Source organism: Bradyrhizobium sp. CCBAU 53340 (assembly GCF_015291645.1).
Taxonomy (GTDB): Bacteria; Pseudomonadota; Alphaproteobacteria; order Rhizobiales; family Xanthobacteraceae; genus Bradyrhizobium.
Window position 1 is genome coordinate 2,464,420 of sequence record NZ_CP030055.1, and the last position, 20,383, is coordinate 2,484,802.

Sequence of the window (20,383 nt, forward strand, 5' to 3'; positions counted from 1 at the left end):
CCTGGCGGTTCACTCCGCCACCTTCGGTCGTTCGGCCATCGCCGCGGCCATCGCCGAGATCAGCGGGCGCATGAAATAGGCGTCTTCCGCCGGCGAGACATCCGTGCGCAGGCCATGCGCGGCGAGCTCGCCGGAAACTGCCGGGCCTACCGACGCAATGAGGGTTCGTTCGAATCCCGCGCGCAGCTTCGCCTCGCTGCCATGCGCCTTCGCGGCTTCGATCAGGCGGCGGACCTGGCCGAGATTGGTCAGTGCGATGGAATCGATCCGGCCCGCGGCCATCTCGTCGATGGCGGCGACGATGTTGGCGTCCGCTGCCTTGGAGTCATAGACATAGGGCAGGACCGTATCGACCTCTGCACCTTGCGCGGCAAGCGCGCCGGTCAGCGCGCTGTGATCCTTGTCCGGATAGAGTTGAAGGCCGAGGCGATGCCCTTTCAAATCGAGCTTGCCCAGCATCCCGATCACGCCCTCGGTGGTCGGCTTCTCCGTGGTCTGCTGCGCTTCCAGCGAGATCTCGCGCAGTGCCTTGCCGGGTTTCGGCCCGCGGGTGAATTTTCGTGATTTGGCGAGCGCGGCGACAAGGGCCTGGTTGAGCCCGCGAGCGCGCGCGAGCTTCATGATCCGCCGCAGGCCTTCGCCGGTCATCAGCACGAGGTCGTCGAACGGTTTGTCGATGGCGCGGCGGATCCAGGCTTCGACCGGGGCGGGGTCCGGCGCATCCTGGATGGTGAACATCGGGCATTGCACGACCTCGGCACCTTGCTCGGCCAGGAGCTTCGAGAACTGCGCCTCCTCGCGGGTCTCCAGGATCAGGATGCGGGTGCCGTTCAAACGGTCGGCCATGGGCGTGCTCCGGTCAGTCCAAAATCGCAATCGTCCGTTCATCCTGACTCCGTCGTCGGGATTGGCGCAAGGGTCGCCTCGGTGCTAGAGCAGGGCGCAAATCGCGGGTCGTTCCGCGCGGCCTGCCCAAACCTTCGTCAAGAACCCTCTCTTCAACAGCCATGCCCGATCATCAATACGTTCTGACCCTGTCCTGTCCGGATCGTCCCGGCATCGTCTCGGCGGTCTCGACCTTCCTGGCGAACTCCGGACAGAACATTCTCGACGCCCAGCAGTTCGACGACGTCGAGACCAAGAAATTCTTCATGCGCGTGGTGTTCACCGCGGCCGATCTCGCCGTGGAACTGGCCGCGCTCCAGACCGGCTTTGCCGCGATCGCCGAGCGCTTCGGCATGGAATGGCAGATGCGCGACCGCGCCGCGCATCGCAAGGTGATGCTGCTGGTGTCGAAGTCCGACCATTGCCTGGTCGACATCCTCTATCGTTGGCGCACCGGCGAATTGCCGATGACACTTGCCGCGATCGTCTCCAACCATCCGCGCGAGGTCTATGCCGGGCTCGATTTCGGCAGCATCCCGTTCCATTATCTGCCCGTCACCAAGGAGACCAAGAGCGAGCAGGAGGCACAGATCCTCGATCTCGTCGCCAAAACGGGGACCGATCTCGTGGTGCTCGCCCGCTATATGCAGATCCTGTCGGATAATCTGTCGGCAAAGCTCTCGGGGCGCTGCATCAACATCCACCACTCGTTTTTGCCGGGCTTCAAGGGCGCAAAGCCCTATCACCAGGCTCATGAGCGCGGCGTCAAGCTGATCGGCGCCACCGCCCATTATGTCACGCGAGATCTCGACGAAGGCCCGATCATCGACCAGGACGTTGAGCGCATCAGCCACCGCGACACGCCGGAAGATCTCGTCCGCAAGGGCCGCGACATCGAGCGCCGCGTGCTCGCGCGCGCGATCCGCTACCATCTCGACGACCGCGTCATCCTCAACAGCCGCAAGACCGTGGTGTTCGTGGATTGATGGCTCTTCACCTCTCCCCGCAAGCGGGGCGAGGGAGCCCTGCGCCTCAGTGCACCGCCTCGTTCGACGTCGACCCGGTCGCACCCTTCTGCGCCTGCTCTTCCTTCTCGCGATCGGCCGCGGGCATCAGCCGCTTGCGCTCGCGCTCCTTCATGTAGGCGTCGTATTGCGGCGTGCCCGGCCGGGGCGGTGCGTCCGCTGGCAGGCCGCCAGCCCATTGCGGGACGTAGTCGCCCATGCCGGCCGAGAGCTTCTCGTTGACCGTGCCGCAGCCAGCCAGCCCCGCGGCGAGTGCGATCAGGATCAGCAGAGAACGAAAACGCATGGACATCGTGCGGGCGCCGGAATCGGAGTGGTCGGACGCCGGATAACCAGCGGTCAGGGATGGTAGTCTTCAACAAGGTAAAATTGGCTTATTCGAGATAGGTAAAAAAATACCAAAGTGTCGCGCCCGTTTTGTTCGCCGATGTCCGGATTCTGCAAATGAAAGGCGAAATCCTCCATCCACGCCTCCTGCCGCCTTTCTAGATTGCCGCCGTGGGCTCGCGACAATCTGGCCTTATCGGCAGGGGCTTTTTCGTTGACAGGTCCATTTTATTTGTACAATCGTACAAATGGCGCGGCCGAGATCGATGTGCGCTGGTTACCTGGTCGTAACCGCGACATCGCGTCCCGTCGCCATGAATCGGAACGCACGGTTTGCGCCGAATGGTCGCCGAACGTCCGATTGACAATGAAGGCGCGAAAGACGCCATGTGACGCGCGACATCGCTCGTGCGTGGGCTAAAGTGAGGCAAGGACCGGGCACTCGGTCTGGCGCACAAGAGTTAAGGAATGAAGGGGAGGGACATCTGATGTTCGAACGCAAACAGTTTTCTCGCACGGCCGTTCTTGCCGCCATCACCGGTCTCGCGGCCGTTGCGCCTGCCAAGGCGGAAGACACCGTCAAGGTCGGCATGATCCTGCCGATGACCGGTGGCCAGGCCTCGACCGGCAAGCAGATCGAGAACGCGATCAAGCTCTACATGCAGCAGAACGGTGATACCGTCGCCGGCAAGAAGATCGAAATCATCGTCAAGGACGATGCGGCGATCCCGGACAAGACCAAGACCGCCGCGCAGGAGCTGATCGTCAACGACAAGGTCAATTTCATCGGCGGCTTTGGCGTGACGCCGGCGGCGCTCGCGGCCGCGCCACTGGCGACGCAGGCCAAGATTCCCGAGGTCGTGATGGCGGCCGGCACCTCCATCATCACCGAGCGCTCGCCCTATATCGTGCGCACCAGCTTCACGCTGGCGCAGTCCTCGACCATCATCGGCGACTGGGCGGTGAAGAACGGCATCAAGAAGGTGGCGACGCTGACCTCCGACTACGCGCCGGGCAATGACGCGCTCAACTTCTTTAAGGAACACTTCACCGCCGGCGGCGGCGAGGTGGTCGAAGAGGTCAAGACGCCGCTCGCCAACCCCGACTTCGCGCCGTTCCTGCAGCGCATGAAGGATGCCAAGCCGGACGCGATCTTCGTGTTCGTGCCGGCGGGCCAGGGCGGCAACTTCATGAAGCAATATGCCGAGCGCGGCCTCGACAAGGCCGGCATCAAGGTGATCGGACCGGGCGACGTCACCGACGACGATCTGCTCAACAACATGGGCGATGCCGTGCTCGGGACCGTGACCGCGCATATCTATTCGGCCGCGCACCCCTCGCAGATGAACAAGGACTTCGTCGCCGCCTACAAGAAGGCGTTCGGCAATCGTCCGGGCTTCATGGCGGTGAGCGGCTATGATGGCATCCACCTGATCTATGAGGCGCTCAAGAAGACCAATGGCGACACCGACGGTACCAAGCTGGTCGAAGCCATGAAGGGTCAGAAGTGGGAGAGCCCGCGCGGCCCGATCTCGATCGATCCGGAGACGCGTGACATCATCCAGAACGTCTACATCCGCAAGGTCGAGAAGACCGACGGCGAACTCTTCAATGTCGAGTTCCAGACCTTTGAGGCCGTCAAAGATCTCGGCAAGACCAAGAAGTGACCAGCTTCTTCTAAACCTCTTCCGCTTGCGGGAGAGGCCGGCGCGAAGCGCCGGGTGAGGGCTCTCTCCTCTGGGGGAGTCTTCGTTGTGGAGGCACCCTCTCCCCAGCCCTCCCCCGCAAGCGGGGGAGGGAGTGCAGCACGGCACTTGGCTACATCTCAGGTGATATTCGACGCGCGATGACCTCAATCCTCACCAATCTGTTCGATGGCGTCGCCTACGGCATGCTGCTGTTCGTGCTTGCCTGCGGGCTCGCGGTCACGCTCGGCCTGATGAACTTCGTCAATCTCGCCCATGGCGCCTTCGCCATGGCCGGCGGCTATGTCTGCATGATGCTGGTGAACCAGCACGGATGGCCGTTCTTCGCGGCATTGCCGCTCGCCTTCGTCTCGTCCGCGGTGATCGGAATCGCGCTCGAGCGCACGCTCTATCGTCATCTCTACACGCGCAGTCATCTCGACCAGGTGCTGTTCACTATCGGCCTGACCTTCATGTCGGTCGCGGCCGTGGACTATATCCAGGGCTCCTCCCGTGTCTTCATCAATCTGCCGGCTGCGCTGCAGGGCCAGTTCGATGTGTTCGGGGTCGGTATCGGCCGCTACCGGTTGATGATCATCGTGATCTGCGGCCTGCTCACGATCGGTCTGCAGATGGTGCTGGCCAAGACCCGCTTCGGCAGCCGTCTGCGCGCCGCCGTCGATGATCCGCGCGCCGCGAGCGGCCTTGGCATCAACGTGCCGCAAGTGTTCGCCTTCACCTTTGCCTTCGGATGCGGGCTCGCCGGCCTCGGTGGCGCGCTGAGCGCCGAGATCCTCGGCCTCGATCCGTATTTCCCGCTGAAGTTCATGATCTACTTCCTGATCGTGGTCACCGTCGGCGGCTCATCCTCGATAACTGGCCCATTCCTCGCCTCGCTTCTGCTCGGCATCGGCGACGTCGCCGGCAAATATTACGTGCCGAAGATGGGCCCCTTCGTGATCTACACCATGATGATCGTGATCCTGATCTGGCGCCCGAACGGCCTGTTCGGCCGCACGGCCGCGCGTTGAGCTTGCCGATGAGCGCTTCTTCCGACGTCGGTTATCACGCCCAGCGGCAGGCGCGCTGGCATTATGGCGAGGTTGCCTTCTGGCTCGTCGTGCTCGCCTGCGGCTTCCTGTTTCCCACACGCTATCTCATCATGACCGACATCCTGCGGCTGGCGCTGTTTGCGATGTCGCTCGATCTCATCCTCGGCTATGCCGGCATCGTCTCGCTCGGCCATGCCGCCTTCTTCGGTGTCGGCGCCTATGCCGCGGGATTGCTGGCGCTGCACGGCGTTATCAATGAGCCCGTGCTCGCCTTGATCGCGGCGGGCCTGGCCGCGATGGTGCTCGGCTTCGCCACCAGCTTCCTGGTGATCCGCGGCGTTGATCTCACCCGGCTGATGGTGACGCTCGGCATCGCGCTGCTGCTGGAGGCGCTCGCCGAGCGCTTCTCCAACGTCACCGGCGGTACCGACGGCCTGCAGGGCATCGAGATGCAGCCGATCCTGGGCGCCATCCCGTTCGACATGTTCGGCAAGGCCGGCTTCTTCTACTCGCTGGCCGTGTTGTTACTGCTGTTCCTGCTCGCGCGTCGCATCGTGCACTCGCCGTTCGGCCTGTCGCTGCGCGCGATCAAGAACAATCCATTGCGTGCAGCCGCCATCGGCATCCCCGTCAATCGCCGCCTGATCGCCATCTATACGTTAGCTGCGTTCTATGCCGGCATCGCGGGCGCGCTGTTCACCCAGACCACCGCGATCGCCTCGCTCGACGTGTTCGCCTTCGAGCGTTCCGCCGATCTGATGCTGGTGCTCGTCATTGGCGGCACCGGCTATCTCTATGGCGGACTGATTGGAGCTGTGATCTTCCGCATGCTCCAGGAAGTGTTCTCCACCATCACTCCGCAATATTGGCAATTCTGGATCGGCCTCGTGCTGGTCGTGATCGTGCTGGTCGGCCGCCAGCGGCTGCATCGCTGGGTGCTTTACGTGCCGAACCTGATCATCAAGCAGGTGATGGGACGCAAAGCCGTCGTCGCCGTGCCGGAGGGCGACGCATGACCATCGCGCTCGAAACGCGGAATCTCGAAAAGACGTTTGGCGGTCTGCGCGTCACGCGCGACCTGTCGCTCAGGATCGAGCAGGGCGCCCGTCACGCGCTGATCGGCCCGAACGGCGCCGGCAAGACCACTGTGATCAACCAGCTCACCGGCGTGCTCAGGCCGAATTCGGGTCGCATCCTGCTCGAGGGCCAGGATATCACCGACCTGCCCGTGCACAAGCGCGTGCTGCGCGGCCTGTCGCGCACCTTCCAGATCAACCAGCTCTATCCTGATCTCACCCCGCTCGAGACCATCGGACTTGCCGTCTCCGAGCGCCTCGGCCATGGCGGCGACTGGTGGCGGCGGATGGGCACGCGCAGCGACGTCAACGGCGAGATCGCCGATCTCCTGGCGCGCTTCCATCTGCTTGATGTCATGAACGAGCAGACCGTCACGTTGCCTTACGGCAAGCAGCGCCTGCTCGAGATCGCGGTCGCAATTGCCGCCAAGCCACGCGTGCTGCTGCTCGACGAGCCCGCCGCTGGCGTGCCCGAGAGCGAGCGGCATGACATTCTCGCGGTCGTCGGCGCGCTGCCGCGCGACGTCACGGTGCTCTTGATCGAACATGACATGGACCTCGTGTTCTCATTCGCCGACCGCATCTCGGTGCTGGTCTCCGGCGCACTGCTCACCGAAGGGCCGCCCGACCAGGTCGCGCGTGATCCGCAGGTGAAGGCGGTCTATCTCGGCGAGGAGGCGGTCAATGTCTGACCTGCTCGCGATCGACCAGCTCCGCGCGGGCTATGGCGAGGCGGTGGTGCTGCCCAACATGTCCTTGCGCCTTGCCGAAGGCCAGGTGCTGGCACTGCTCGGGCGCAACGGCACCGGCAAGACGACGCTGATCAATTCCATTGTCGGCGTCACCCGCCGCTTCTCCGGCACTGTCGGGCTCGCGGGCACCGACGTCACCTCGCTCCGGCCGGACCAGCGGGCGCGCGCCGGCATCGGCTGGGTCCCGCAGGAGCGCAACATCTTCCGTTCGCTGACGGTGGAAGAGAACATGACCGCGGTGGCGCAGCCCGGTCCCTGGACCGTCGAGAAGGTTTACGAGATGTTTCCGCGGCTGAAGGAACGCCGCAGCAATTTCGGCAACCAGCTCTCCGGCGGCGAGCAGCAGATGCTGGCGATCGGCCGCGCGCTGACACTCAACCCGAAGGTCCTGCTGCTGGACGAGCCGACCGAGGGCCTGGCCCCCATCATCGTCGAGGAATTGCTCAAGGCGATCGGCACCATCACCCGAGCCGGCGGCATCTGCTCGATCATTGTCGAGCAGAATGCCCAAAAGATTCTCGGGCTTGCCGACCGCGTTGTGATATTGGAGCGCGGAACGATCGTCCACGACGCCCCGAGCGCCGCGCTGAAGGCCGACCCATCGGTCCTGGAGCGCCACCTCGGCGTCGCAGGTGCAGCGGCCCACTAAGAAATATCTTGGGAGTAAAGAAATGCAGCGAACCAAAGCCCCCTTCCGTGCCGACGAGGTCGGCAGCCTCCTGCGTCCCGCCAAGATCAAGGAAGCCCGCGCGAAGCTCGAGAAGGGCGAGATCTCGGCCGATGATCTGCGCAAGATCGAGGACGTGGAGATCGAGAAGGTCGTACACAAGCAGGCCTCGGTCGGCCTGAAGCTCGCGACTGACGGCGAATTCCGCCGCTCGTGGTGGCATTTCGACTTCCTGGCCAAGCTCACCGGCTGCGAGCTGTTCCACCCCGACACCGGCATCCAGTTCGCGGGTGTGCAGACTCGCCACGATGCGGTCCGGGTCATCGACAAGCTCGACTTCCCCGACAATCACCCGATGCTGGACCATTTCCGCTTCCTGAAGAAGTACGCCGACCAGGCCCACGTCACCGCGAAGATGACCATCCCCTCGCCAGCCGTGCTGCACTTCCGCGGCGGTCGCAAGTCGATCTCCAAGGATGTCTATCCCGATCTCGAGGCCTTCTACGAGGATCTCGGCAAGACCTACCGCAAGGCCGTGAAGGCTTTCTACGATGCCGGCTGCCGTTATCTGCAGTTCGACGACACCGTGTGGGCCTATCTCTGCTCGCAGGATGAATTGAAGAAGGCCCGTGAGCGCGGCGACAATCCGGATGGTCTCCAGCAGATCTACGCGCGCATCATCAACTACGCGCTGGCCGAGAAGCCCGCCGACATGGTGGTGACGACGCATGTCTGCCGCGGCAATTTCCGCTCGACCTGGATTTCGTCCGGCGGCTACGAGCCGGTGGCCGAGACCATGCTCGCCGGTACCAATTACGACGGCTACTTCCTGGAATACGACAGCGACCGTGCCGGCGGCTTCGAGCCGCTGCGCTTCCTGCCCAAGGGCAACAAGGTTGTCGTGGTCGGCGTCATCACCTCGAAGTTCGGCGAGCTCGAGAAGAAGGACGACATCAAGCGCCGTCTGGATGAGGCCGCCAAGTTCGCGCCGCTGGAGCAGCTCGCGCTGTCGCCGCAGTGCGGCTTCGCCTCGACGGAAGAGGGCAACATCCTCTCCGAGGAGGAGCAGTGGGCCAAGCTGAGCCTTGCTGTGGAGATCGCGAAGGAAGTGTGGGGCCAGTAAGCTCCGCGCATTTCTTTGTGAGGCTTAGAGCTCTCGCCAATTCCGCAGTGTCGTCCCGGCGCAGGCCGGGACCCATACCCCCAAGGAGAAGTTTGGGGCAAGCGGGCAATTCCTAGCTTTCGCAAAACCATTGCTGCGGCGTATGGGTCCCGGCCTGCGCCGGGACGACGCTGAGTTTGACGCGTCGTCTCGTCTCACCGTAGCCACGGCAAAAGCCGTCCCTCACTTCTCCGCCAGGTAAACCTCGCCCAGCAGCGACGAGTTCGACCACGGCACCTGCTTGTTCTTGGTGGTCGAGACCACCTCCGCTCGCACCCGCGTCAGCATCTGCTGCACTTCGAGGCCCGGCGTGCCAATGTGGCGGGACAGCGCGGCGGAGAAGGGGGAGTTGGCGCCTTCTCCATCGAGCGCGACCTGGCCCGGCGCGGTCGCGAATGCGATTAGCGTGCCGGCGCCCAGCGTTGCGCCGGCGCCCAGACTTGACGGCGCCGCAAGGCCCGACGCGCCCTCGATGCCGCGGCTGCCGCCGGCGCTCGCGACCTGCTGCGCCATCGGATTGTTGCGGCAGGCATCGAAGATCAAAATGTTGGTGCGAACCTGGTCGTCGAGGCCCGCCATGATCGTGTCCATATCGATCATGGCCTCGGTCATGCTGCTGCCAGCCTTGAGCTCGATGTCGACGGGAATGAGGTAATTGCGACCGTCGACCTGCACGCCGTGGCCGGCGTAATAGACCACGACCACCTGTGCCCGCGCCGCGTCGCGCAGGAAGTCCCGCGTCATCTTCTGCATCGCGGCACGGTCGAGATCGACGCCTTCCGACACCGTGAAGCCGATGTCGCGCAGGCTTTTGGCTACAGCACGCGCGTCGTTGGGCGGATTGGGCAGCGCCTTGACGTGTGTATAGGCGCCGTTGCCGATGATCAGCGCCATGCGCGTGCCGCGAGCGGCCGGAGCGGGCGAGGGCGCCGGTGTCGCGCCGGTCTGCTGCGGGGCAGGGGCCGTCGTCGGCTGCGTCGCCGGTGAGGGGGCATCGCGCGGGATTGGCGCGGTTGCGTCGGTCACCAGCGACAGCCGAACCTTTGCGGTCGCCTGGTTGGCCTTGCTGCAGGCGTCGGAGGCCACGATCGTCAGCGTCGCCATGTAGTCCTCGCGCGCGTGGGCGTAGTCGCCCTTGGCCTCATAGGCCAGTGCGCGATGGGTATAGCCGGAGATCAGCACGCTGTTCGGCGGCGTCATGATGTTGGTCGGCGGCTTTTCCTTCGCGAGCCGGATCGCCTCGCTGCCGTCGGCGATGGCGCGCTCGAGGTCACCCTTGGCGCGCCAGATCGAGGTGCGGTTGATCAGCGGCTGCGGCAGCGTCGGATCGAGCCGGATCGCCTGGTTGATGTCGGCGAGCGCGCCGTCGAGATCGCCGAGCGCCTCCTTGGAGATGCCGCGGTTCTGGAACGAGAACGCCGATCTCGGATCGGCCTTGATCGCCATGTCGTAGTCGGCGATCGCCTTGGCGTAGTCGCCCTTGCCTCGCCAGGCATTGCCGCGGTTGTGGAAGATGATGCCGTCGGGCGGACCGAGCTTCAATGCATCGTCGAAGTCGGTGATAGCGATCTCGTTGTCGCCCCTGTCGTAGTAGGCCGATCCCCTGAGATTGTAGGCCGCCTGGCTCGGGCTGAGCCGGATCGATTCCGTGGTGTCGGCGATCACCTTGGCGTAGTCGCCCTTCTTGTTCCAGCCTACGGCGCGCCAGAAATAGACGGTCGCCAGCTGTCCGCCCTTGAATACCTTCAACGCGATGATCTTGGTGCAGGCGTCGACCATCTGGTCCGCCGGCGTGGTTTCGGTTGTGCACAGCGGCCCCAGTTGGCTGCGCGACTGGGCGGAGCAGGGCGCCGACCAAAGGGTCGCGGCGAGCAGGGCGAGCGCGACGAGCAGGCGGCTCATGCGTGATTCCTTGAGGAGACGTGCTTGTTTGTTGTCCTGCGACACGTTGCGGTTCATGGGTGCGTCATCGGACTTGGGAGAAAGCAGGCGGCGGTATTCCCTCGGTGGGCAGAATTTGCTAAGAGGTGGGTCCCAACCCTTCTGCCCACCGCTGTCCCACTCCATGAAGAACGACGAAATCCTCAGCCAGATCACCGAGTTCTGCCGCAAGGCGGACATGGCGGAATCGACGTTTGGCCGGCGTGCGGTGAACGATGGGAAGCTCGTGCACCGCCTGCGCGAGGGCAAGCGCATCACCATCGACACGCTGGAGCGGATCCAGGCCTATATCGCGGCATCGACGACCGGCGGCCTGCCGCCGCCGCGGGGACTTCAAGTGCCCCCGGAAAGGCGCGATCCGCGTGGCAATTTCCGCTTCTTCGAGAACCGGCAGAAGTACCTGCTGTTCGTCCACACCTGCAGCGAGAAGCGGGTGATCGCCGACCGCGTGGCGCTGGAGCTTTCCACCATCCATCCGCGGCCGCCGGCGCTGCGCATTTTCGACGCCGGTGTCGGCGACGGCACGGTGCTGGCGCGGGTGCTGCGCGCCACGCATCAGCGCTATCCGCACATGCCGTTCTACGTGGCTGGCAAGGAGCTCAGCCTCGAGGATCTGCGCCTGACGCTAGAGAAGGTGCCGGACCGCATTTTCGAGCACCCGGCATCGGTGTTCGTCTTCACCAACATGTTCTACTCCGAGGCTCCGTGGCTCACGCCGGCCTCGCCCGCGGCAGCCGCGGCCACCGTCTGGCACGAAGTCCCGCTGCGGGGCGCTTCGTCAGGCGAATTCGAGCAGCAGATCGCCGAGCTGCGGCCGTTTCTGGAGCAGAACTGGCGCGCCGCGATCAGCCCGCGCACGGCCATGCCGCTCTACGAGCGGCCGGTCGTCCTCGTGCTCTACCGTGAGGATCACAGATTCCTGCTCGATTCGACCATTCCGCGGCCGGGCCAGACCGAGGCCAATTTCGACCTCGTCATTGCATCCCAGCCCTACCGGGCCCTGTCCTCGGTCAATTTCCGGGCCAAGCGGATCATTGCACCGCTGGCGCGGGCGTTGCGGCCGGGCGGACGGCTGATTGGAATCCACTCCCATGGTCACGATCCCGGCATGGAAATGATCCAGGCGATCTGGCCCGGAGAAAACCCTTTCTCGGTGAGCCGTCATGAGCTATTGCGCGCCGTTAAGTACGAGCTTGGGTCGTTGGGCCGGGACCTCAATTTTAATGCTTATGCGGATAACCGTTCGATCTTCAGGTATGATATGGAAGCGCTGCCCAACGAGGTAACGGGTACCATCGGAACCTCGACAGCCTTTGCAGCCTGGAATGCGGCGGTGTATGTCGCTCAGATTGAGGACGACCGGTTGACAGATATGACTCAAAACGGCCGCACTCTGGATGCCGCCAGGGATGTGCTGCGAAAGTACAACGGGCTCTGGTTTCTCGACGAATCCTACGTCATCTCGCGCCGGCGTGATTGACATAATCCAAAGGTAAACATCGCAAACGTCCGCCTGATGTGGCGGAACAAGGGGTTACTGATGCGCGCGTCCTATCTCTTCACCAGCGAGTCCGTGTCCGAAGGCCATCCGGACAAGGTCTGCGACCGGATCTCCGACGAAATCGTCGACCTGTTCTATCGCGAAGGGCCGAAAGCCGGCATCGACCCCTGGGCTATTCGCGCCGCCTGCGAGACGCTGGCGACCACCAACAAGGTGGTGATCGCCGGTGAGACGCGCGGTCCGAAGTCGGTGACCAACGAGCAGATCGAGAGCGTCGTGCGCGGCGCGATCAAGGACATCGGCTACGAGCAGGAAGGCTTCCACTGGAAGACCTGCGACATCGAGATCCTGCTGCATCCGCAGTCGGCCGACATCGCCCAGGGCGTCGATGCGCTGCAGCCGGGCGAGGTCAAGGAAGAGGGTGCTGGCGACCAGGGCATCATGTTCGGCTACGCCACCAACGAGACGCCCGACCTGATGCCGGCGCCGATCTTCTATGCCCACAAGATCCTGCGCCTCATCTCCGAGGCCCGTCACTCCGGCAAGGAGAAGGTGCTCGGCCCTGATTCCAAGAGCCAGGTCACGGTGCAGTATGAGAACGGTAAGCCCGTCGGCGTGCGCGAGATCGTGGTGTCGCACCAGCATCTGATCGAGGACATTTCGTCCAAGCAGATCCGCGACATCGTCGAGCCCTATGTGCGCGAGGCGCTGCCGAAGGACTGGATCACGCCGAAGACGATCTGGCACATCAACCCGACCGGCAAGTTCTTCATCGGCGGCCCCGATGGCGACTCCGGCCTGACCGGCCGCAAGATCATCGTCGACACTTACGGCGGTGCGGCCCCGCATGGCGGCGGCGCGTTCTCCGGCAAGGATCCGACCAAGGTCGACCGCTCGGCCGCTTACGCTGCGCGTTACGTCGCCAAGAACATCGTCGCGGCCGGCCTTGCCGACCGCTGCACGCTACAGCTTGCCTACGCCATCGGCGTGGCGCGTCCGCTTTCGATCTACATCGATACCCATGGCACCGGTAAGGTGCCGGAGGAGCAGCTCGAGCAGGCTGCGGGCAAGGCGATGGACCTTACTCCGCGCGGCATCCGCACCCATCTCGACCTCAATCGCCCGATCTACGCGCGCACCTCGGCCTACGGCCATTTCGGCCGCACGCCCGACAACGAGGGCGGCTTCTCCTGGGAGAAGACCGATCTCGTCGAGCAGCTCAAGCGCGCGCTCTGATTCTTGTGTGACATTCCGGGTTCGTGCGCGAACCCGGATCCTTAAATCCTCACGTCGCTAGTCCGGGGCGCCTCTTCGAGGTGTCCCGGACCGCCCGTTCAACAACAGGACACTCGCAATGAACGCGAAGCCCGGCTTCACCGATTACATCGTCAAGGACATTTCGCTCGCCGATTTCGGCCGCAAGGAACTCTCGCTGGCCGAGACCGAGATGCCCGGCCTGATGGCCACCCGCGAAGAGTTCGGCCCGAAGCAGCCGCTGAAGGGCGCGCGTATCGCAGGCTCCCTGCACATGACGATCCAGACCGGCGTGCTGATCGAGACGCTGGCAGCGCTCGGCGCCGACATCCGCTGGGTCTCCTGCAACATCTATTCGACGCAGGACCACGCCGCCGCGGCGATTGCGGCCGCCGGCATTCCCGTGTTCGCCGTCAAGGGCGAGACGCTCAAGGATTACTGGGACTACACCGCAAAGCTGTTCGACTGGCACGGCGGCGGTCACCCGAACATGATCCTCGATGATGGCGGCGACGCCACCATGTACGTCCATCTCGGCCTGCGCGCCGAGAAAGGCGACACCGCGTTCCTGGACAAGCCGGGCTCGGAAGAAGAGGAAGTCTTCTTCGCGCTCCTGAAGAAGCAGCTCAAGGAGAAGCCGAAGGGCTATTTCGCCGCGATCGCCGAGAGCATCAAGGGCGTTTCCGAAGAGACCACTACGGGCGTGCACCGTCTCTACGACATGCAGAAGGCCGGCACGCTGCTGTGGCCCGCCATCAACGTCAACGACAGCGTCACCAAGTCGAAGTTCGACAACCTCTATGGCTGCCGTGAATCGCTGGTCGACGGCATCCGCCGCGGCACCGACGTGATGATGTCGGGCAAGGTCGCGATGGTCGCGGGCTTCGGCGACGTCGGCAAGGGCTCGGCGGCCTCGCTGCGCCAGGCCGGCTGCCGCGTGATGGTGTCGGAGGTCGATCCGATCTGCGCGCTGCAGGCCGCGATGGAAGGCTACGAAGTCGTGACCATGGAAGACGCCGCGCCCCGCGCCGACATCTTCGTCACCGCCACCGGCAACAAGGACATCATCACCATCGACCACATGCGCGCGATGAAGGATCGCGCCATCGTCTGCAACATCGGCCACTTCGACAACGAGATCCAGATCGCGGGTCTGCGCAATTTGAAGTGGACCAACATCAAGCCGCAGGTCGACGAGATCGAATTCCCCGACAAGCACCGCATCATCCTGCTCTCGGAAGGTCGCCTCGTGAACCTCGGCAACGCGATGGGCCACCCGTCCTTCGTGATGTCGGCGTCCTTCACCAACCAGACGCTGGCGCAGATCGAGCTGTTCGCCAACAACAAGGACGGCAAGTACAAGAAGGAAGTCTACGTGCTGCCGAAGTCGCTCGACGAGAAGGTCGCGCGCCTCCACCTCGCCAAGATCGGCGTCAAGCTCACCGAGCTGCGCAAGGACCAGGCCGACTATATCGGCGTCAAGCAGGAAGGCCCCTACAAGTCGGACCACTATCGCTACTGAGATCGCGTTCACTTGCGACACAAGGCCCCGGAGCGATCCGGGGCTTTTTTGTTGTCCCGCCGTCTGATACGCTCACAGGTAGAGCCAAGAAGAGCCCGCCACTCTTGAAGCGAGCGGCCACATTTCATTCATTGCATTTGGAGGGAACGCGATGTCCAGCGAAGCCAACGTTCGGTTGCTCACGGAAGCCTATCGCCTGTGGAATGACAGCAAGGGTCAAAGCGTCGACCATTGGTTCGACAGTGTCATCGGGCCGCAGATCAGCTTTGGATCGGCACCGCGCGGCGCTGAGCCATTGGCGTTTGCCACTCAGTACGACGACCGCACCAGACTTCGCGGCTATTTCGATGGTCTGCTGGCTGACTGGGCTATGCAATACTACACGATCAACGAATATGTCGCGCAAGGCGATGCTGTGTTCGCGCGCGGCATATGTGCTTGGACCAATAAGCGAACCGGAAAGGTCGCGGAAACGCCCAAGGTTGACTTCTGGCGCTTCAAGGACGGCAAGGCGATCGAGTTCTACGAGTATTTCGACACCGCTTGTGTCGCCGCCGCCGCCACCCCTTGATGGTTGCAATTTGGCGCGCTGCCGCCCATCCTGCGCGGAGGGAGAAGCGCCATGGCAGAAGCCAAAGAACATTTCGACGTGCTGATCGTCGGCGCCGGGCTATCCGGCATCGGCGCGGGCTATCGTCTCCAGACCAAGTGCCCGGGCAAGAGCTACGTCATCCTGGAGGGGCGCGACTGCATCGGCGGCACCTGGGATCTGTTTCGCTATCCCGGCATCCGCTCGGACAGCGACATGTTCACGCTCGGCTATTCCTTCAAGCCGTGGACCGACCCGAAGGCGATCGCCGACGGGCCGCAGATCCTGAACTATGTGCGCGAGACCGCGGCCGAGAACGGCATCGACAAGCACATCCGTTACCGCCATCGCGTCAAGCGCGCGGCGTGGTCGACGGGTGATGCGCGGTGGACCATCGAGGCCGAGCGCACAGCGGGCGAGGGCGCCACGGAGCTTGTGCGCTTCACCTGCAATTTCCTGTTCATGTGTGCGGGCTACTACAAATACGAAGCGGGCTACACGCCGGAATTCGCGGGCGCAGCTGACTTCGTCGGCCGCATCGTGCATCCGCAGAAATGGACCGAGGATATCGACTACGCGGGCAAACGCGTCGTCGTGATCGGCTCGGGCGCGACCGCGGTGACGCTGGTGCCGGAGCTCGCCAAGACGGCGGCGCAGGTCACCATGCTGCAGCGATCGCCGACCTATGTGGTGTCGCGGCCGGCGCAGGATCCCGTCGCCAATAAACTGCGCCGCAATTTGCCGGCGCGGCTGGCCTATCATTTGATCCGCTGGCGCAACGTGATGTGGGGGATGTTCTTCTTCCAGCTCAGCCGGCGCAAGCCGGCGAAGGTGAAGAACCTGATCCTGACCGGCGTGAGAGCCGCGCTCGGGCCGGACTACGACATCGCGACCCATTTCACGCCGCGTTACAATCCCTGGGACCAGCGGCTCTGCCTCGTCCCGGACGGCGATCTCTTCAAGGCGATCCGCGAAAAGCGCGCCGCCGTGGTCACCAACGAGATCGACACCTTTACGAAAGACGGCATCCGCCTCAAGGATGGCAGCGAGCTTCCCGCCGACATCATCGTCACAGCGACGGGCCTGGTGCTCCAGGTCGTCGGCGGCCTCGAGGTCAGCGTCGACGGCCGTATTGTCGATTTCGCCAAGACGCTCACCTACAAGGGCATGATGTATGCCGACGTGCCGAACATGGCTTCGGCCTTCGGCTACACCAATGCGTCGTGGACGCTGAAATGCGACCTCACCTGCGAATACGTCTGCCGGCTCATCAACTACATGGACCGGCACAATTTCCGCCAGGCCATGCCGCACAATGACGACCCTGAGATCACCGCGCAGCCGTCGCTCAATTTCACCTCGGGCTATGTGCAGCGCTCGGTCGCCATGATGCCGAAGCAGGGCTCGAAGCGGCCGTGGCGGCTGTACCAGAACTATGCGCTCGACATCGTCTCCTTGCGCTTCGGCCGGATCGATGACGGCGTGATGCAATATTCCTGACCTTGCCACGTATGATACCGGAGTAGTCTCGCGTTTGCTTGAGACGAATCGCGACTTGCGGTAGTATTTTTGCGCTGCAAGATGCTATTTCCGACAACGCCTGAGTTCCGCGTCGTTGCCATCTTGAGGAGAGCGCGGAACATGCACGTCCTTGCTCTGGTCACGCAAAAAGGCGGAAGCGGCAAGAGTACGCTGTCCGTTGGACTTGCGGTGGCAGCGATGCAGCGCGGAGAGCGCGTCGGTCTTATTGAAGCGGACGCGCAAGGCACGATTTCGAACTGGAAGGAGCGGCGAGCTGGCGCCTATCCTTGCGTCGACTGCGTTGCCGATCCCGCCGAAATCGAGCCGGTGATAGCCCGCCTCAAGGCCCAAGGGGTCTGGCTTGCAATTATCGACACAGCCGCCACGAACAATGCCTTGGCGATGCGCGCCATTGCCAGTGCAGATCTTTGTCTCATCCCGGCTCGTCCGAGTCCGGCCGATATCGAAGCCGCAATACCGACGCTGATCGCTATTCGCAGGCTCAATCGCCGGTTTGCCTTCATCCTCAATCAGACACCCACGCGAGGGGGCCGGCTGAGCGAGGCTGCCACGTCGCTCAACTCGCTCGGCTTGCTTGCGCTCCCCTTCATTGGGCAGCGTAACGATCACCAGGACGCGCTCGGGGCAGGGCTGGGCGTGACCGAGTTCGCACCGGAGGGAAAAGCCGCAGAGGAAATTGCGGCCCTGTGGGGTTGGATTTCGGAGCGCCTTATCGTGGAGTCGAATGATCATGGGCAAGCCGCGCTCAAGACCGCCTGCTGACGTTGCACGCGCCGGGCGTCGCTCGCTGGTGGAGCTGGCGGCGGAAGTGAGCCGTGCCGTCGACAAGGCCTTGGCCGAGTCGTCGGACCCGGTCACCGCCTTGCTTCAGGATGCGCCGCAGATCGCGCAAGCAGCGCCTGCTCCGATGACTGTTCCGGTACAAGAAGCGGCCAGCGTGGTCGTTGCACGGCCTGATGCAAGACATGAACCTCCGAGCAGCACCACCATTGATCTCATCGTGGACATGGCCAAGGATTGTCAGGCCCGTGCCTTGGACGGCATGAAGACTGGTGCTCACACTGCGCTGGATTATGCCAAGGACCTCGCCAAGTCACGGCTTGCCGGTGGAACGTCTGAGGCCGATGGAGACGTTGCCGCGGAAAGCCATCTCATCGAGGCGATTGGAACGGCAGCCGAGTGTCGCGCCGTCGTGCTCGAACTCATGAAAGTGAATGCGGGCGCGACCTTGGAGTATGCGCGGGAGTTGGGCCGTGCGAGAACGCTGGCGGAATTGGTTGAGCTCTCGAGCACGCATGCGCGGAAGCAATGTGAGTTGGTCACGAAGCAAACCGAGTTGCTGAGATCGCTTGCTCAAAACATGATAAAGCCCGGCGCCAGGTAGCGCCGCTCGCCTGTCGTCATGCGCTCAGGATCTGCGCGGGACAATCAGGGGGAGGCCCAGATCGATCGCGAGTGCAAGCAGCACAGCGCCGCCGCCAAGAGTGAACAGGAGCGGATAGTCGCCGCCGGTGTTCGCGTAGATCCAGGAGAAGCCGTAGGCGGCGGCTGCCTGGAATAGGGCAAAACTCGTAGTGGCGTGGCTCCATGTCGCGCGCTGCTGCTCGCTGGAGTGCGGGACAAGCTCGTGGATGCGTCCGAGCACCAGCGGCACGATGCCGGGCGTGAAGCCGCCGATCACCACGCTCGACACGATCAGCGACACCGGCGCAGTGCTGACGGTCGGGAGCATTACGGCGGCTGCCTCGATCAGGAAGGCTGCGCGCAGGGCTGGGCCGAATCCCGAGCGGTCGCCGAGATGGCCGGTGACGAGCGGTCCAACGATCGCGCCGAGGCCGTATAGCACCCAATAGCGCGATCCGGCAGCAATGCCCCGGCCGAGGCCGCGTGCCACGAAATCGACCACGAACACCATGTGCGGCACCAGCGCGACCGCGTTGAGGCCGTATTGGACCAGCAGCGCACGGGTGGCCGTCGACGTGTGAGGCTGCTTTGCATGATGCGCGGGCGCAGAGTCCGTCCTGGCTTCTGCAGGCCAGTTCCACCAACTCGCGAGCGTCAGCATGGCCGAGAGCACGCCAAGGCCACACCAGCTCTGCTGCAAGCCTTGTTGCAACAACAACGGGACCAGCGTGCCCGATGCGGCAACGCCGAGGCCGACGCCCGCAAAGATTACGCCGCCGATGATGCCGCGGCGCGCCGGCGAGGTGTACGGAAGGATGACGGATGCCGCCAGCACCATGATGATGCCGCCGGTGAGGCCAGAGAGCAAGCGCCAGGCGAAGAACCAGATGAAGGACACGGGCGCTGAGCTGGCAAAGAAGGAGAGGGTGGCGAGCAGCATCATTAACCGCAGTGCCGGGACCGCCCCGATGCGCGCCGCGACTGCTCGCGCCGTAAGCGCGCCGGCGAGATAACCGGCAAGGTTCGCGGCACCGAGATAGACGACGTCGGAGGCACTGAACCACTTTGCCGCGATCAACGCCGGAATCAGCGGTGTGTAGGAAAAGCGGGCGAGGCCGAGCCCGACCAGCGATGCGGCGAGGCCGGCGACGGCATATCGCCAAGTTGCCTCTGACGCCGTGCCCGGCCGCTGCTGCGGCCGCGCGTGGTTCTTGGTATTTGCATTGAGTTCGGTCATGTTATCCTCGTGCGCGCAGGGCGCGCGGATGCGTTCAGTGGCCGGCGCTCTGGCCGCCATCGACATGCAGAATCTCGCCGGTGACGAAGGACGCACCCTCCAGATAGAGCGCGGCATCGACGATGTCGGACATCTCGCCCATGCGCCCGACCGGGTGCATCGCGCCGTACTGGGCGTGCGTCGAAACCGGATGCATCGGCGACTTGATGATCCCCGGCGCAACCGCGTTCACGCGGATTCCTCGCCTGGCGTATTCGATTGCGAGCGACTTGGTGGCGGCGTTGAGACCGCCCTTGCTGAGCGAGGCCAGAACCGAGGGCACGTTCGAATTGGCCTGGTCGACCAGCGTGGTGGTGATCTGGACGACGTGCCCAGAGCCCTGCTTCTCCATCTCAACGATGGCAAGTTGTGTGATGTTGAAGAAGCCAGCGACGTTGGTGCCCATCACGGCCGCGTAGTCCTCGGCGGTATATTGCGTGAACGGCTTTGCGACGAAGATGCCGGCATTGTTGACCAGCGTGTCGACGCGGCCGAAGCGCGCGACGGCCTGCGCAACGACTCGCTCGGCGGTCCTGCGGTCAGCGATGTCGCCGGCAACGGCGAGAACATCATCGTCGCCTGACGGCTTGATCGACCTCGCTGTGGCAACCACGCGATAGTTGCGATCGCGAAAACCCTGGACCAGGGCAGCGCCGATGCCCTGTGACGCACCGGTGATGATGGCAACCTTCTGCTCGATACCCATGACGGGCTCCTGTTGTT

General features: G+C 63.7%; 19 protein-coding genes. 14 read left to right on the forward strand and 5 right to left on the reverse strand.

From position 1 onward, the window contains the following. Positions 1 to 9: 9 nt before the first annotated feature. Entirely contained in the window at positions 10 to 846 is an 837-nt protein-coding gene (locus tag XH89_RS11555; protein ID WP_194467178.1) for a uroporphyrinogen-III synthase, read from the reverse strand. Positions 847 to 1,007: 161 nt separating this feature from the next. On the opposite strand from XH89_RS11555, the gene purU reads away from it, so the two are divergent. Then, the gene (purU, locus tag XH89_RS11560) at positions 1,008 to 1,871 is read left to right on the forward strand and encodes a formyltetrahydrofolate deformylase (protein ID WP_194467179.1); all 864 of its coding nucleotides are present in this window, start codon (positions 1,008 to 1,010) and stop codon (positions 1,869 to 1,871) included. 46 nt (positions 1,872 to 1,917) lie between these two features. Here purU and XH89_RS11565 read toward each other — a convergent pair whose 3' ends face one another. Continuing rightward, entirely contained in the window at positions 1,918 to 2,202 is a 285-nt protein-coding gene (locus XH89_RS11565) for a hypothetical protein (RefSeq protein WP_194467180.1), read from the reverse strand. 523 nt (positions 2,203 to 2,725) lie between these two features. Between XH89_RS11565 and XH89_RS11570 the strand changes: the two genes are divergently transcribed. The 6 genes from XH89_RS11570 to XH89_RS11595 all read left to right on the forward strand — a co-directional run bounded on the left by XH89_RS11570 (position 2,726) and on the right by XH89_RS11595 (position 8,592). Further along, entirely contained in the window at positions 2,726 to 3,904 is a 1,179-nt protein-coding gene (locus tag XH89_RS11570) for an ABC transporter substrate-binding protein (RefSeq protein WP_194467181.1), read from the forward strand. Positions 3,905 to 4,083: 179 nt separating this feature from the next. Continuing rightward, positions 4,084 to 4,953 carry a branched-chain amino acid ABC transporter permease gene (locus tag XH89_RS11575; RefSeq protein ID WP_194467182.1) on the forward strand — a complete coding sequence of 290 codons (870 nt, stop codon included), beginning with the start codon at positions 4,084 to 4,086 and terminating at the stop codon, positions 4,951 to 4,953. A gap of 8 nt (positions 4,954 to 4,961) precedes the next feature. Then, positions 4,962 to 5,990: a branched-chain amino acid ABC transporter permease gene (locus tag XH89_RS11580; protein ID WP_194467183.1), complete on the forward strand. Its 1,029-nt coding sequence runs from the start codon at positions 4,962 to 4,964 to the stop codon at positions 5,988 to 5,990. Next, positions 5,987 to 6,742, forward strand: coding sequence for an ABC transporter ATP-binding protein (locus XH89_RS11585; protein ID WP_194467184.1), 756 nt, complete (start codon positions 5,987 to 5,989; stop codon positions 6,740 to 6,742). Before XH89_RS11580 ends, XH89_RS11585 begins: the two co-directional genes overlap by 4 nt. Continuing rightward, positions 6,735 to 7,451 carry an ABC transporter ATP-binding protein gene (locus tag XH89_RS11590; protein ID WP_194467185.1) on the forward strand — a complete coding sequence of 239 codons (717 nt, stop codon included), beginning with the start codon at positions 6,735 to 6,737 and terminating at the stop codon, positions 7,449 to 7,451. Before XH89_RS11585 ends, XH89_RS11590 begins: the two co-directional genes overlap by 8 nt. A gap of 22 nt (positions 7,452 to 7,473) precedes the next feature. Then, on the forward strand, positions 7,474 to 8,592 hold the full coding sequence (locus XH89_RS11595) for a cobalamin-independent methionine synthase II family protein (RefSeq protein ID WP_194467186.1): 1,119 nt from the start codon (positions 7,474 to 7,476) through the stop codon (positions 8,590 to 8,592). A 222-nt stretch (positions 8,593 to 8,814) separates the two neighbouring features. On the opposite strand, the gene XH89_RS11600 is transcribed toward XH89_RS11595, so the two are convergent. Further along, on the reverse strand, positions 8,815 to 10,533 hold the full coding sequence (locus XH89_RS11600) for a caspase family protein (RefSeq protein WP_194467187.1): 1,719 nt from the start codon (positions 10,531 to 10,533) through the stop codon (positions 8,815 to 8,817). A 163-nt stretch (positions 10,534 to 10,696) separates the two neighbouring features. Here XH89_RS11600 and XH89_RS11605 point away from each other — a divergent pair, with 163 nt between their 5' ends. The 7 genes from XH89_RS11605 to XH89_RS11635 all read left to right on the forward strand — a co-directional run bounded on the left by XH89_RS11605 (position 10,697) and on the right by XH89_RS11635 (position 18,364). Continuing rightward, positions 10,697 to 12,052, forward strand: a complete 1,356-nt coding sequence (locus XH89_RS11605) for a hypothetical protein (RefSeq protein ID WP_194468449.1) — start codon at positions 10,697 to 10,699, stop codon at positions 12,050 to 12,052. Between the two features lie 60 nt (positions 12,053 to 12,112). Continuing rightward, entirely contained in the window at positions 12,113 to 13,309 is a 1,197-nt protein-coding gene (gene metK, locus XH89_RS11610) for a methionine adenosyltransferase (RefSeq protein WP_194467188.1), read from the forward strand. A 118-nt stretch (positions 13,310 to 13,427) separates the two neighbouring features. Beyond that, on the forward strand, positions 13,428 to 14,849 hold the full coding sequence (gene ahcY, locus XH89_RS11615; protein WP_194467189.1) for an adenosylhomocysteinase: 1,422 nt from the start codon (positions 13,428 to 13,430) through the stop codon (positions 14,847 to 14,849). A gap of 151 nt (positions 14,850 to 15,000) precedes the next feature. Then, positions 15,001 to 15,420: a nuclear transport factor 2 family protein gene (locus XH89_RS11620; RefSeq protein WP_194467190.1), complete on the forward strand. Its 420-nt coding sequence runs from the start codon at positions 15,001 to 15,003 to the stop codon at positions 15,418 to 15,420. 51 nt (positions 15,421 to 15,471) lie between these two features. Continuing rightward, entirely contained in the window at positions 15,472 to 16,938 is a 1,467-nt protein-coding gene (locus XH89_RS11625; RefSeq protein ID WP_194467191.1) for an NAD(P)/FAD-dependent oxidoreductase, read from the forward strand. Positions 16,939 to 17,079: 141 nt separating this feature from the next. Then, positions 17,080 to 17,742 carry an AAA family ATPase gene (locus XH89_RS11630; protein ID WP_194467192.1) on the forward strand — a complete coding sequence of 221 codons (663 nt, stop codon included), beginning with the start codon at positions 17,080 to 17,082 and terminating at the stop codon, positions 17,740 to 17,742. Further along, positions 17,711 to 18,364, forward strand: a complete 654-nt coding sequence (locus XH89_RS11635) for a phasin family protein (RefSeq protein WP_246767806.1) — start codon at positions 17,711 to 17,713, stop codon at positions 18,362 to 18,364. The genes XH89_RS11630 and XH89_RS11635 overlap by 32 nt, the downstream gene beginning before the upstream one ends. Positions 18,365 to 18,388: 24 nt before the next feature. On the opposite strand, the gene XH89_RS11640 is transcribed toward XH89_RS11635, so the two are convergent. Next, positions 18,389 to 19,621: an MFS transporter gene (locus XH89_RS11640; protein WP_194467194.1), complete on the reverse strand. Its 1,233-nt coding sequence runs from the start codon at positions 19,619 to 19,621 to the stop codon at positions 18,389 to 18,391. A gap of 34 nt (positions 19,622 to 19,655) precedes the next feature. Then, positions 19,656 to 20,366, reverse strand: a complete 711-nt coding sequence (locus XH89_RS11645; protein WP_194467195.1) for an SDR family NAD(P)-dependent oxidoreductase — start codon at positions 20,364 to 20,366, stop codon at positions 19,656 to 19,658. Positions 20,367 to 20,383 lie beyond the last annotated feature (17 nt).